This window comes from Halomarina rubra, from assembly GCF_023699475.1.
GTDB classification, from domain to species: Archaea; Halobacteriota; Halobacteria; order Halobacteriales; family Haloarculaceae; genus Halomarina; species Halomarina rubra.
In genome coordinates, this window is record NZ_JALXFV010000007.1 from 46852 (window position 1) to 59954 (window position 13103).

Genomic DNA, 13103 nt, shown 5'->3' on the forward strand with positions numbered 1-13103 from the left:
GATCGATATCTGTCGGGAGTGACTGTGCCAACTGCCGTGCAGCCGTCCCGAGATCAGATACGCTCCGATAGTTCATATTCCAAGACCACGCGCTGTAATAGTATTATTATGAGTCCATTATTGGGGGTTCCTCCGACGAAATAACCGGCTACCCGTCGATGAGGTGAGACGTCCCGTCGTCGGGGCGCGACGAACCGACCACCGCTGGCAGTCCCCGAACCGTGTCTTAGTGGGACCGAATCTGCCTCGTCCCCGGTCGCGGTCCACGGCGAACGGGTCGAGGAAGGTGAGGATAGGTCGGGTGATCGGTAGAGGTAGATGCACACAGTCGCCGCTCGAGGAGGGCCGAGCCGTCGGTGCCGGTCGCCTGCACGAGACTCCTGAATTGGCGCTCTCACACACTCTTCGCACGCCGAATTCCCATCTCTGTGACCGTCCGGACGACGTGAACGACTGCCTAACTCGCCGGTCGGGGCGGTTAAGGTGTTGGTTCGGTGGGGTGTTGGTCCTTCGACGTGGCCGTCGCCACCGTCACCGCGAACGGGAGCAGCGGGGAGCTAGTCGTCCGTCGGTCGGTCACCGCTCGCCAGCGACTTTTCGTTCGTTCGGGTCCTCCAGTCGGACGAACGACGATGGTCCGGAACATCAGCGCGCGACGACTGGCGGAGATGATAGACGACGACGAGGCGTTCACCCTCGTCGACACGCGTCCGCCCGACCCGTACGAGGCGTGGCACGTCACCGAGGCGCTGAACGTCCCGTACGACCCGAGCGAGGGACTGTCCGACGAGGCGTTCGCGGCGGTCGCCGAGCGCATCGACGACCGTCCGGTGGTCGCCATCTGTGGGAAGGCGCTGACGTCGACGGCGTTCGCGTTCGACCTCGGCGAACGGGGGTACGACGACGTCGCGGTGGTGACCGGCGGGATGGAGGCGTGGAGCGACCTCTACGAGGTGGCCACGATAGGGACGGCCGACGACGACCTCGTGGTCCGACAGCTCCAGCGCCGGGCGAAGGGCTGTCTCGGCTACGTCGTCGGGTCGCGAGAGGCCGGTCGGGCCGTCGTCGTCGACCCGACGCGCCACACCGACCGGTTCAAGGTCGTCGCCCAGGACGAGGGACTGGTCGTCGAGCGGGTTCTCGACACGCACGTCCACGCCGACCACATCTCCGGCGCTCGACGACTCGCCGGTGAACTCGACGTCCCGTACCACCTGGGCGCGGCCGCTCGCGAGCGTGACGTCGAGTACGAGTACGACCCACTCGCCGACGGAGCGTCCGTCGCCCTCGGGAACGTCGAAATCGAGGCGCTCCACACGCCCGGGCACACCTCGGAGATGACGAGCTACCGCATCGCAGATGAACTGTTGTTCACCGGCGACACGCTGTTCGCCGACGCCGTCGGACGCACCGAACTCCAGTTCGGCGACGACGACGCCGCACACGGGGCGCACCTGCTGTACGACTCGTTACACGAGACCGTCCTCTCGCTCCCCGAGGACACGACGGTCCTCCCCGGCCACCTGACCGTGTCGAGTGATGGTCGGTACGAGACCGGGTCGCCGGGCGAGCCGGTCGCCGCTCGGCTGGGTGACCTGCGCGAGCGCCTCGACCTCCTCGGCTTCGACGAGGCGGCGTTCGTCGAGCGCCTGTCGAGCGACCCTCCAGAGAAACCACCGAACTACGAGACGGTCATCGACGTCAACTCCGGACGACGGAGTGTCGACGACGAGGAGGCGACGACGCTCGAACTCGGCCCCAACAACTGCGCGGCCTGAGCCCGACCGCCGTCGGACGCTACGGTTCGACGTCGACGTGGCGGGTGTGTCCTCTCAGGTCGTGGTTCGTCGAGACGCCCCGTCGACGGTCCGGTCAGTCGTCGTCCTCGTCGTCCCCGTCGACCTCGATTCCGCGGGCGCGCAACGCGCGCTCGGCTATCTCGTCGGCGTTGTCGACGACGAATCCGAACAGTGCGTCGTGGATCTCTCGCTTCGACATGTTCCGGACGTCGTAGGTCCTGAACACGCGTTCCATGTCGAGTTCCATCGCGTCCTCGAAGTCGTCCCACGTCTCGGGCCGGGGGTAGACCGCCTGTTGCATCTCCGGGGAGTAGTCGAACGCCTCGGTGGTCGTCGGGTCGACGGTCCGCTGGGTTCCTCGGTCGTCAGTCGTCGTGGACGCCTCGTCGGCGTCGGTCGCGGACGGCGAGGAATCTGTCTCTTCGGTCTCTTCGCCCGACGCTCGTTCGACGGGTGGTTCGTCGACGCTGGCCAGCGTGTCGGCGACGCTGTCGTCGTCGCTCGTGGTCGTGTCCGGTTCGGGAGTTCGCCCGTCGCTCTCCTCTTCGGTTCGCTCTCTGTCACCGTCTCCGTCGAACTCCTCGTCGAGGTCCGCGAACGGGTTGTCACTCACGGACGACACCTCCGCGCTCGACGATGGCGGCGAGTTCGTCGAACGAGTCGAGTTGGTCGTTGTCGGGGTTGTACTCCGCGAGCGGAACCTCGGCGTCCTTGTTCGCGCGTTCGATGTCGGTGTCCTCGCGAAGTCCGGGCTTCGGGAACGACCCCTCCCACTCGCCGGTGTCGATGCGCTCGAACGCCTCGGGCGAGACGTAGCCGAAGTTCGGCACCTTCTTCGAGAGGTTGTCGGTGGTACAGAGCCCCTCGATGAGCTCTCGGTCGGTCGTCTGGTGATCGATGCGCCGTTTGATGCGGTTGGGGACGAGCGCGAGAATCTCCAGCTCTCGGAACTCTCGCAGTGGTTTGATCTGGCGTTCCATGGTTCGTCGGAACCCACGGAGTCCGCTACCGGGCGTGAGCGGAATCAACATGTTGAGCGAGGCGGTGAGCGCGTTGTCCGATATCTTGTTGCGCTCGTTGGCCGCGTCGATGACGATATAGTCGTATACGGTTTCAAGAAGTGGTTCGACGACGAAGCGTCGCAGTCTGACCGTTCCGAAGTCGGCGTTCGCGAGCTCTACGTTGAGGTTCTCCAGATTGCGGTGGGCCGGGAGAAGGTCGAACCCGTAACCAGTGTCGATGATGACGTCTTCCGGGTCCGCAGTTCGGTCACCCAGCATCACGTCGCCGATATCCAACTCCGCGGTCTGGTACTGTTCTTCGAACCCCAGGCCGGTGGTCGCGTGGCCGTTCGGGTCCATGTCGATTTCCAGCACCCGGTGGCCGCGGTCGGCCAACGCACGTGCGGTGTTTGTGGTGAGCATCGACTTCCCGACCCCACCTTTGAGCACCGCCGAGGTGACCGCCCGGGGTTCGATGTCCGCGTCCGACTGTGACATGCTCTGTTCCATCCCATCGGAGATGAGTACATTAAACGTTCGGTGGGTGAGCCGACTCCACTGACTGTCTTGGCTCGGTTGGCGTAGCTAAGGTGGCTAAGTCAGCCACCTTAGCTGGTTAAGGTAGGTGGGCTGGGTTCTCGACGCGAGTCCAGCCCCGACCGACGCGGCGATTGGTGGAATCGGTGATTCGCGTGAAAACACCCGTGAAACTGCCGAAAACCGTCTGCGCCGCTCAGGACAGTCGGTTGTGTATCGTGTTGGGGTGGGCCAAACACGCCACCTACGGTACCTCAGGTAGCTAACGTAGCTACGGTGGGCGAGTCACGTCGCTGGGCCACCATCGGGCGTCGAGCACGGTCTTCGGCGTAGTCGTCACCTGGGGTAGCGCCGGTGCTGAAGGGACACCAGTGAGGCGAGGTAGCGAGTGAACCTGGTCTCGGTAGCGTAGCTGGGTTAGCTACCTACGCTGGCTCAGGTGGCTTGCGCTACGGACGGTCGACGTGTGACGAGCGACCCGCTCGGTAGCGTCGAGTCGTCGTCGAGTAAACCGTGTAGAAAGTGGGTTGGCAGTTTGAGGGAGTCCCACTTTCCGTGATGAGATTCGGCTCAGGGTCGTATCAAGCTTTTCAATACTGAACTCGTTTCGTGGTCTCGTAGAGGACCTGATGACGATGTTCGGCCGGTTTGCTCGTGAGCGTGGCTCGAGACGGATGGCGAAGCGCCTAACCCGTCGTCGCGAGAGGGTGGACCAATGAGTCAGCCTGCCGCGTTCGACCTGGTGTCGTTCGGCGAGACGATGCTCCGTCACTCCGTCGCGCCCGGCGAGCGCATCGAGACCGCTCGCGAGACCGAACTGCGAGCGGCCGGCGCGGAGAGCAACGTCGCCATCGCGGTCAGCCGACTCGGTGGCACGGCGGCGTGGCTGTCGAAGCTCCCCGACTCGCCACTCGCACGGCGTATCGAGGGGGCACTTCGGACACACGGGGTCACCCCCGTCGTCGCCCCCAGCGAGACGGGGCGCGTCGGCGTCTACTACCTCGAACCCGCCGGCGAACCCCGCGGGACGAACGTCGTCTACGACCGAAGCGACGCCGCCGTCCGGTCGGCGACACCCGAGGAACTGGAGACCGAGCACGTCGAAGCCGCCCGTGTGTTCTACGTCAGCGGCATCACGCCCGCGCTCTCGGAGACGCTCGCGGACACGACACGGACGCTCCTCGACCGGGCGAAGGCGGCCGGAACGCACACGGTGTTCGACCTGAACTACCGCGCGAAACTGTGGTCGGCGGCGACCGCCCGAGAGACCTGTGAGCCACTGTTCGATGCCGTCGACACACTCGTCGTCGCCGAGCGCGACGCACGGCACGTCCTCGACCGCGAGGGCGACGCAGCAGCCATCGCCGCCGACCTCGCGACGACCCACGACTGTGAGACGGTCGTGGTCACGCGCGGTGCGGAGGGTGCGGTGGCGGTCCACGACGGCGATGTGTTCGAACAGGGGGCGTTCCCAGCGGACACCGTCGACGCCATCGGCACCGGTGACGCCTTCGTCGGCGGCTACCTGGCGCGCTGGCTCGACGGCGCGTCCGTGTCCGAGTCGCTGGAGTACGGTGCGGCGACCGCGTCGCTCAAACGCACCATCGGCGGGGACGTCGTCACCGTCACCCCCTCGGAGGTCGAGGCGGTCCTCGACCGCGAGACGGGAGCCATCGACCGCTGAGTCGAGGCCGGTCCCTCGACGGCCGACACACGCCACGGAGCGTCACCGCCGATTTCGGACGCGTCACAAGCTTTTACTCGGAGTCGGGTGAGGGTTCGGCTATGACACTCGATGCCGACCCGACGCGGCCGGCCGCGCTCGACCGCCTCGTCGACACCGGTCTGGTCGCGGTGGTCCGGGGTGCCGACGCCGACAACGCCGTTCGAATCGTCGATGCGTTAGTCGAGGGTGGAGTCCGGGCCGTCGAACTCACCGCCGACTCCGAGGGGGCGATGGGGATGCTCCGGGACGTGGCCGGAACGCTCGGTGACGACGTCTCGCTGGGTGTCGGGACGGTACTCGACGCCGAGACCGCCCGCAGTGCACTGCTCGCGGGCGCGGAGTTCGTCGTCACGCCGAGTTTCGACCCCGAGGTCGTGACGGTCGCGAACCGGTACGGCGCACCTATCGCTCCCGGTGTGTTCACTCCGACCGAGGCCGTCCGCGCGTACGAGGCCGGGGCGGACCTGCTCAAACTGTTCCCGGCGTCGACCGGCGGTCCCGGTCACCTGAAAGCGATTCGTGGACCGCTTGGCCACATCCCGATCGTCCCGACCGGTGGAGTCTCGCTGGAGAACGTCGCCGACTACATCGACGCGGGTGCGGTCGGCGTCGGGGTCGGCGGAGCGCTCGTCGACGGTGACGCCGTCGCGGCGGGCGACTACGACGTCCTCACCGACAAAGCGCGGTCGTTCCGGACCGCCATCGACGACGCCCGGAACGCGACGAACTGACGGGACGACCGGGGCATCGAGCGACGACGGCCGGGTCGCCGTCGTGGTCTCCGACGCGTCCGCTACCCGAGGAACGACTCGATGTCGTCGACGTGGTTCGGGTTCGCGTCGTCGGGGACAGTGTCGAACCACCCGATGTCGAACCCGCTCCCGTCGCCGTACAGGGGGTGGTCGAGGTCGTCTGCGAACGTGGGGTGGGTGACAAACGCGTCGTCGGGGTCCTGGAGGGAAGCCCCGAAGAACACGCACGGCGCGACGAATCGGTCGGCTGCGTCGCCCTCACGGGTGAACTCGCCGTCCAACAGTCGGAGAACGCCGCCGAGGGCCACCTCGACGCCGAACAGGCGTTCGAGTTCTCCACGGGCGACGGCCCGCCACTCCTCGCCGGCCAGCACTTCACCGCCGGGCAGTGCCCAGTCGTCGTCGCCGACGAGCAGGACGGCTCCGTCGGGAGTCGTGAGTCCGACCTGGTAGACGCCGGCGATGGCGTCGTAGCGTCGTCGGAGGTTCTCGAACGACTCGTCCGGGAACGCGCGTTCGGTCCGCTCGTGTGCGACCCGTTCGTGGTCCCGGAGGCCATCGAGTGAGGTGAACGGGTCGGTGGGTTCTCTGGGCGGTTCCTCGGTGGCTGGTTCGGTAGCTGGTTCGGAGGTCGGTTCGGTCGATATTGGATCGCGTGTCATGTGGTGTGTGTAGATGGGTCTTCGAGTGGTGGTGCAGCGTCGGTCGAATCTGCGGCTCCACACACGGAGACGGCGTCGATCGTAACTTCCGTCCGAACCGTCCGTATCCCGGATGTACTACCGCGTACTCTACAGTTGTCAGGACAGTGTTGTAATCGTTCGGGTCCGGTGCGTCTCGGCGCTACTCAGCGCGGCCGCTCTCGACAGACGTCGACGGTGTGGCCGGTCGCCGTCTCGTGGGTCTCGGCCATCGACTCGGCGAGCGTCCGTCCCGACGTCGAACTCCGGAACCGACAGTGCGTACACCGCAACCGCCAGCATCCGGTTCCCATGCGGATACCTTGGCCCTCCACGTGATAAAATGCCATCCCGGTCGCCGGGGCCGACCGAAGTCACCGAACCGGTCCGACTCACGTCCCGAGCGGACGCGGGTTCCCTGAGCAATCGACCTCAGTTAGCTACCGCAGCTACGTTAGCTGGCTGAGGTTACCAACCGAGGTCCGTTGCCCTACTGCCGTGAGAACCCTCGAAGCTGCCGTCGTCGACGACTCGTGGGTTCGAGGCGGCGACAGCAGTCACGTAGACTGCAGTTTCGGGTCCTCGCCCTTGATTCCGAATGACCACACGGTCGGCAGGAGAGCGACTACCGCTCTCGAAGGAGTTCACCGGGGGGAGGTGGCGTCTCGTGGGCCGGTTCGGGTCACTCGTTTGATAACCACCCAACGGGGGTTGGGAGAACGCTTACGCGGCGAGACACGGACTGACTGTCATCTACGATACCGTATGACACACAACCTCGGAGTAGACGTCGGTGGCACCTTCACCGACGTCATCGTGTTCGACGAGGACACGAACGAACTCACTATCGACAAGGTGCTGTCGACGCCCGAGAACCCGTCGAACGGCGTCGTCGAGGGAATCGAGTCGGCGGTCGCGAAGGCTGGAACCTCCGTGGCCGACCTGAACCTGCTGTTCCACGGCACGACCGTCGTGACGAACATGCTGCTCGAAGAGACCGGCGCGCGGGTCGGGTTGCTAACGACCGCCGGCCACGAGAACGTGCTCCACCTCGCCCGAGCGTGGACGCCGGGGCCGCTGTACGGCTGGATGGGCATGGAGAAGCCCGCTCCGCTGGCGGACCTCGTCGACACGCGCGGCGTGGGCGGGCGCATCGGGTCGCCCGACGGTGAGGAGACGACACCTCTCGACGAAGAAGCGGTTCGGACCGCGGTCCGGGAGCTTCAGGATGCGGGGGTCGAGTCGCTGACCGTGGCCCTGTTGAACTCCTACCTCAACCCGGCCCACGAACGTCGGGTGCGTGACATCGTCGCCGAGGAAGCACCGGACCTCCCGGTGAGCATCTCAGCGGAGATCGTCCCGGAGTACGGCGAGTACGAACGCACGCTCACGACGGTCATCAACGACTACGCCCGTCCCCAGGTCATCCGATACCTCGACGACCTGGAGTCGTCGCTGGCCGACGCCGGGTCGAGCGCGACGATGAACGTCGTCCGCTCCGACGGCGGCCTGATGAGTTCGAAGGCGGCGACGCAGCGCCCGGTCGAACTCGCGCTGTCGGGACCCAGCGGCGGGGTCGTCGGCGCGGCGACCATCGCCCAGAAGAAGGGCATCCCCGACGTGCTCACCCTCGACATGGGCGGCACCTCGACGGACGTCTCGCTCGTCGAGGCCGGGAAGCCGGGAACCACCCGCCAGACGAAGGTCGGCTACCGCGAGTTCAAATCGCGCGCCGTCGACGTCAACACGGTCGGGGCGGGGGGTGGCTCCATCGCCCGCGTCCAGTTGAGCGGGTCGCTCCAGGTCGGTCCCGAGAGCGCGGGAGCGGACCCCGGCCCCGCCTGCTACGGACTGGGTGGTGAGGCACCGACGGTCACCGACGCGAACGTCGTCCTCGGGCGCATCCCGCCGTCGGTCCAACTCGGCGGCCGGATGGAACTCGACCGCGAGGCCGCCCGCGACGCGGTCCAGTCCATCGCCGACGACCGCGGCACCTCCATCGAGGAGGCCGCTCAGGCCATCCTCGACATCGTCAACGAGAACATGTACAGCGCGCTGCGGGTCGTCAGTGTCGAACGGGGCTACGACCCACGGGAGTTCGGACTGGTCGCGTTCGGCGGGGCCGGCCCGATGCACGCCAACGCGCTCGTCGACGTGATGGACGCCTACCCGCTCGTCGTCCCGCCCGGACCGGGCGTGATGTCGGCGTTCGGTTTCCTCACCTCCGACGTCCAGAACGAGTTCTCCGAGACGTACCTCAGAACCGACGAGGACGTCTCCGGCGACGAGGTCCGAGACGAGTTCCTGTCGATTCGCGACGAGGCGGCCGACTGGCTGGCTTCGGAAGGTGTCGAGGAGTCCGACCACGCGTTCGACTACTTCGCGGACTGTCGGTACTACCGCCAGGACATCCAGATGTCCATCCCGGTCGACGTCGAGAACCTCCGAGACGACGGTGGTCTCGCCGAGATAAAAGACGACTTCGAGGCACGCCACGACCGCCAGTTCGGCTTCTCGCTCGACGCGCCACTCGAAATCGCCAACCTCCGCGTCGTCGGGAAGGGGGCGATACAGGGCGTCGAACTGGAGGAGCAGGAACTCGGCGACGCCGACGCGAGTGAGGCCATCACCGGCCACTACGACGTCTACTTCGACGGCGAGTACCACGAGACACCAATCTACGACCGCTCGCTGTCGACCCCCGGCAACGAGATCTCCGGTCCGGCCATCGTCGTCGACGCCGACTCGACGGTGGTCGTCCAACCAGACCACGTCGCGAGGGTCGACCGCTACGGTTCCCTCGAGATAACCCGCGGTGAGAGCCAATGAGCAACGAGACACCGGAGTTCGTCGGCGACCACGACGTCGACCCGACGACACTCGACATCATCGAGAGCACGCTAGAGAACACCCGCTTCGAGATGGACCGGGTGCTGGAGACCACCGCTATCTCGCCGGTCATCCGCGAGCAGTCCGACCAGTTCCCGCTCATCGCCGACCGCCACGGGCGGATGGTGATGGGACAGTTCGGGTCGGCCATCGACACCATCATCGAGCACTCGCCGTTCGACTGGGACGACCTGGAAGAGGGCGACGTCATCGCGACGAACGACCCCTACTCCTGTGCGGGGGCGGTCTCACACACCCCCGACATGCTGTTGTTGCGCCCCATCTTCTACGACGGCGACCGAGTCGGCTTCGGCAGTCAGTGGGGCAACCTGATGGACGTCGGCGGGAAGACGCCGGGTAGCATGCCCGTCCAGGCGACGACGGTGTTCGAGGAGGGCATCCGTCTCCCGCCGGTGAAACTGTACAAGGCCGGCGAGTTGGACGAGGAGCTGCTGGCGACGTTCGCGCACAACACGCGCCTGCCCGAGCACGCCGAGGCCGACATCAAGGCGCTCGCCGCGGGGACGGCCGTCGCCGAAGAACGCGTCCGGGAACTGTGCGACCGGTTCGGGAAGGACACCTACCTCGAAGGCTGTGACGCCATCCTCGACCGGACCCGCGACGGGATGATCGACCTCATCAACGAGTTCATCCCGGAGGGCGAGCGCTACACGTTCGAGGACTACGTCGACGACGACGGGATGGGCAACGGCCCCATCAAACTCCACCTCGAGATCTACCGGGAGGGCGACACCGTCTACCTCGACTGGACCGGCACCGACCAACAGGTTCCGGGGACGGTCAACTTCCTCCTGAACGAGAAGATGTTCAAGATGTTCACCGGGGTGTTCCTCATCATGGCGTTCGACCCCCTGCTCACCTTCAACGACGGCTACTACGACCTGTTCGAGGTGACGCTGCCCGAGGGGACGGTCGTCCAGCCCGAGTACCCCGCGGCGCTCGGCAACCGCCTGCCGATGATGGCCCGCCAGTTCGACGTGCTCCAGGCGACGTTCTCGAAGCTCATCGACCAGTTCTCCGTCGCCGGGAGCTACGGCACCTCGCCGAACCTCGTCTACGCCGGGGTCGACTCCGAGGGCAACCAGTTCCAGATGCTCGAGATCCTCTACGGCGGCATCCCGGCGCGCCCCGGTGGCGACGGCCTCGACGGTCACTCGTGGTGGCCGCTCTTTCGAACGGTCCCCGCCGAGTACCAGGAGGCGTACTACCCACTGAGTATCGACGAGTACAGCACTCGCGCGGACACAGGCGGCCCCGGCGAGTTCCGCGGCGGTCACGGCATCACCAAGGTGTTCACGTTCGAGGAGGACGGGGCCATCACCTTCCAGGACGACCGCGCACACACCTACCCGTGGGGTGTCGACGGCGGGTCACACGGCGAGCGCAGCGAGAAGAAGCTCATCCGGACCGACGGCACCGAGGAGGCCCTGCCGTCGAAGGTCGAGAACGAACCGGTGAGCGCGGGCGACAAACTCGTCTTCCGGACCGCGGGTGGCGGTGGACTGGGGGACCCACTCGACCGTGACCCGGCGGTCGTCGCGACGGAGGTGCGCCGCGGTCTCGTCTCGGAGGCGGCGGCCCGCGAACGCTACGGTGTCGTCCTCGACGACGGCTCGGTCGACGTGGGGGCGACGGCCGACGAACGCGAGACGCTCCGCGACGCACGCGAGGACCTCTCGGAGTTCGACTATGGGCCGCTCCCGGACGACGAGACACTCGCCGAGGAGATCGCCGCCGAGCGCCGCACGTTCGACATGCGGTAGTCGGCGGAGACCGGCCCGAGCGTGCGGACCGGTTCGCACGCGGTCCGACGGTCTCGCCTCCAGCGCTACGATTATATTGTGTCGTGTCCTCAATACTCACCGACCGAGCGGCCGTGGGCGGTCCGTCCTCGACGACGACTCGACCGGCGACCGAGCGCCGCCCACCCCTCGAATCCGATCGTTATGGCTCCATCCACCCCGGGCCGATCCCCCCAGACGCCAGACCAGCACGTGACGTACTTCGACGACGACGGCACGGCGAAGCTCAGCACCGTCGTCGCACACTCGCTGGCGGACCTCATGGGCACTGACGTCCGCCACGCCGAGCGTGAACTCTACAAGAGCATCGACCCTGTCTCTCTCGACAGCCTGTTCCGAGAGCGCCACGACGGCAGTCCCCGGTACGACGGCCACACGTCGTTCACCGTCTCCGGGTACGCCGTCGTCATCTCGGCCGCCGGCGAGATTCGAATCTCGCCGATTCGACCGGAGGAGTAGGTCGCGAGACCACCTGGCGACCGTCGGCGACCGTCCGCGACCAGTGTGTGTCGACCCAACACGGCCATGTCCTCGCTCCTCGTAGGTGGTCGTCATGGAGTGGACCGACGACGTCGCGGAGTTCTACGCGGAGCGAGAGTTCGCCGAGAGCGTCGGCTTCGGCGACCGGCCGGCGCTGGTGGTCATCGACCTCATCGAAGCGTTCACCGACCCCGACTCGAACCTTGGCGCGGACGTCGATGACGTGGTCGAGCAGACCGCCCGACTACTGGCGGCGTTCCGCGAACACGACCTCCCGCGGTACTTCACCACGGTCGCCTACGAGGCGTCCTACGGCGACGCCGGCCGGTTCGTCGAGAAGGTCCCCGCACTGCGCGAACTCAGACTCGGCACCGACCGCGTCACCGTCGACGACCGCCTCGCACCCGAAGCAGAGGAGCGCGTCGTCCTCAAGAAGTACGCCAGCGCGTTCTTCGGGACGGACCTGTCGACAGAGTTGACGACCAACGGGGTCGACACGCTCGTCCTCGCGGGCGTCACCACGAGCGGCTGTGTCCGGGCGACCGCCGTCGACAGTCTCCAGCACGGCTACCGCACCGTCGTCCCCCGAGACGCCGTCGGCGACCGCGCCGAAGCACCCCATCGCGCGAACCTGTTCGACATCGACGCGAAGTACGGCGACGTCGTCGACACCGACATCGTCCTCGAAGCGCTCCGAGCGTGAGCGGAACACGACTCCGCGACGGCTCACAGCGTCACGGACCGACGCTCACCGCTCGATGGTCGCCCGCCCGCGGAGGTCCGCTGCCGAGCGGCCGACCTCGACGGAGTAGGTCCCCGAATCGACGACCCATCCTGCGTTCTCGTCGTACCGCCCCAGCGCTCGCTCGTCGAGGCCGATGTCGACGGTCCGAGACTCGCCCGAGGCGAGACGGAGCTTCCTGGCACCGGCCAACTCCCGGTCCGGTCGAGTCACGCCCTCGACCGTCGGCGGCCGGACGTACGCCTGGACCACCTCGCTGCCCGGTCGCTCGCCGACGTTCTCGACCGTGACGCGGACCGACCGGTCGTCGAGTGCCGTCACCGACCCGTATCGGAAGGTGGTGTAGGACTCGCCGTGACCGAACGGGAACACGGGGTCGACGTCGGCGGCGTCGAAGTGCCGGTAGCCGACGAACGGTCCCTCGTCGTACCGAGCCACGCCGTCGACGCCGGGGTGGCGGTCGGTCGACGCGGTCGGGTAGTCGCCCTCGGCCGCGAACGTCACCGGGAGGCGACCTCCCGGGTCGGCGTCGCCGTAGAGCACCGACGCGACGGCGTCGCCGTGGACCTGACCGGGGTACCACGTCTCGACGATAGCGTCGACGTCCTCGTGCCACGGGAGTTCGACGGGGCCGCTCGACGCGACGACCACGACCGTCCGCTCGGCGGGCCCGG

At 66.9% G+C, this 13103-nt stretch carries 12 protein-coding genes; 7 read left to right on the top strand and 5 right to left on the bottom strand.

What is annotated here, in order from left to right; all coding sequences use genetic code 11:
* Positions 1-632: 632 nt before the first annotated feature.
* On the top strand, positions 633-1778 hold the full coding sequence (locus M1L36_RS13030; RefSeq protein WP_250874189.1) for an MBL fold metallo-hydrolase: 1146 nt from the start codon (positions 633-635) through the stop codon (positions 1776-1778).
* A gap of 94 nt (positions 1779-1872) precedes the next feature.
* Here the strand turns inward: M1L36_RS13030 and M1L36_RS13035 are convergent, their stop codons facing one another.
* Positions 1873-2412, bottom strand: a complete 540-nt coding sequence (locus M1L36_RS13035; RefSeq protein ID WP_250874190.1) for a DUF7970 domain-containing protein — start codon at positions 2410-2412, stop codon at positions 1873-1875.
* Entirely contained in the window at positions 2405-3298 is an 894-nt protein-coding gene (locus M1L36_RS13040; protein ID WP_250874191.1) for a ParA family protein, read from the bottom strand. Before M1L36_RS13040 ends, M1L36_RS13035 begins: the two co-directional genes overlap by 8 nt.
* Positions 3299-4052: 754 nt before the next feature.
* On the opposite strand from M1L36_RS13040, the gene kdgK1 reads away from it, so the two are divergent.
* Together kdgK1 and M1L36_RS13050 are read left to right on the top strand one after the other, a co-directional pair.
* Positions 4053-5021, top strand: a complete 969-nt coding sequence (gene kdgK1 / locus M1L36_RS13045; RefSeq protein ID WP_250874192.1) for a bifunctional 2-dehydro-3-deoxygluconokinase/2-dehydro-3-deoxygalactonokinase — start codon at positions 4053-4055, stop codon at positions 5019-5021.
* A 101-nt stretch (positions 5022-5122) separates the two neighbouring features.
* Positions 5123-5794: a bifunctional 4-hydroxy-2-oxoglutarate aldolase/2-dehydro-3-deoxy-phosphogluconate aldolase gene (locus tag M1L36_RS13050; RefSeq protein ID WP_250874193.1), complete on the top strand. Its 672-nt coding sequence runs from the start codon at positions 5123-5125 to the stop codon at positions 5792-5794.
* 62 nt (positions 5795-5856) lie between these two features.
* Here M1L36_RS13050 and M1L36_RS13055 read toward each other — a convergent pair whose 3' ends face one another.
* Together M1L36_RS13055 and M1L36_RS13060 are read right to left on the bottom strand one after the other, a co-directional pair.
* On the bottom strand, positions 5857-6477 hold the full coding sequence (locus M1L36_RS13055) for an NUDIX hydrolase (protein WP_250874194.1): 621 nt from the start codon (positions 6475-6477) through the stop codon (positions 5857-5859).
* A 185-nt stretch (positions 6478-6662) separates the two neighbouring features.
* Positions 6663-6809, bottom strand: coding sequence for a hypothetical protein (locus M1L36_RS13060; protein WP_250874195.1), 147 nt, complete (start codon positions 6807-6809; stop codon positions 6663-6665).
* A 451-nt stretch (positions 6810-7260) separates the two neighbouring features.
* On the opposite strand from M1L36_RS13060, the gene M1L36_RS13065 reads away from it, so the two are divergent.
* The 4 genes from M1L36_RS13065 to M1L36_RS13080 all read left to right on the top strand — a co-directional run bounded on the left by M1L36_RS13065 (position 7261) and on the right by M1L36_RS13080 (position 12390).
* The gene (locus M1L36_RS13065) at positions 7261-9324 is read left to right on the top strand and encodes a hydantoinase/oxoprolinase family protein (RefSeq protein WP_250874196.1); all 2064 of its coding nucleotides are present in this window, start codon (positions 7261-7263) and stop codon (positions 9322-9324) included.
* Positions 9321-11168, top strand: coding sequence for a hydantoinase B/oxoprolinase family protein (locus M1L36_RS13070; RefSeq protein ID WP_250874197.1), 1848 nt, complete (start codon positions 9321-9323; stop codon positions 11166-11168). The genes M1L36_RS13065 and M1L36_RS13070 overlap by 4 nt, the downstream gene beginning before the upstream one ends.
* A gap of 231 nt (positions 11169-11399) precedes the next feature.
* Positions 11400-11666, top strand: a complete 267-nt coding sequence (locus M1L36_RS13075) for a HalOD1 output domain-containing protein (RefSeq protein ID WP_250874198.1) — start codon at positions 11400-11402, stop codon at positions 11664-11666.
* 94 nt (positions 11667-11760) lie between these two features.
* Positions 11761-12390, top strand: a complete 630-nt coding sequence (locus M1L36_RS13080; protein WP_250874199.1) for an isochorismatase family protein — start codon at positions 11761-11763, stop codon at positions 12388-12390.
* A 45-nt stretch (positions 12391-12435) separates the two neighbouring features.
* On the opposite strand, the gene M1L36_RS13085 is transcribed toward M1L36_RS13080, so the two are convergent.
* On the bottom strand, positions 12436-13103 hold a 668-nt coding region (locus tag M1L36_RS13085), incomplete at its 5' end, for a glycoside hydrolase family 3 C-terminal domain-containing protein (RefSeq protein ID WP_250874200.1).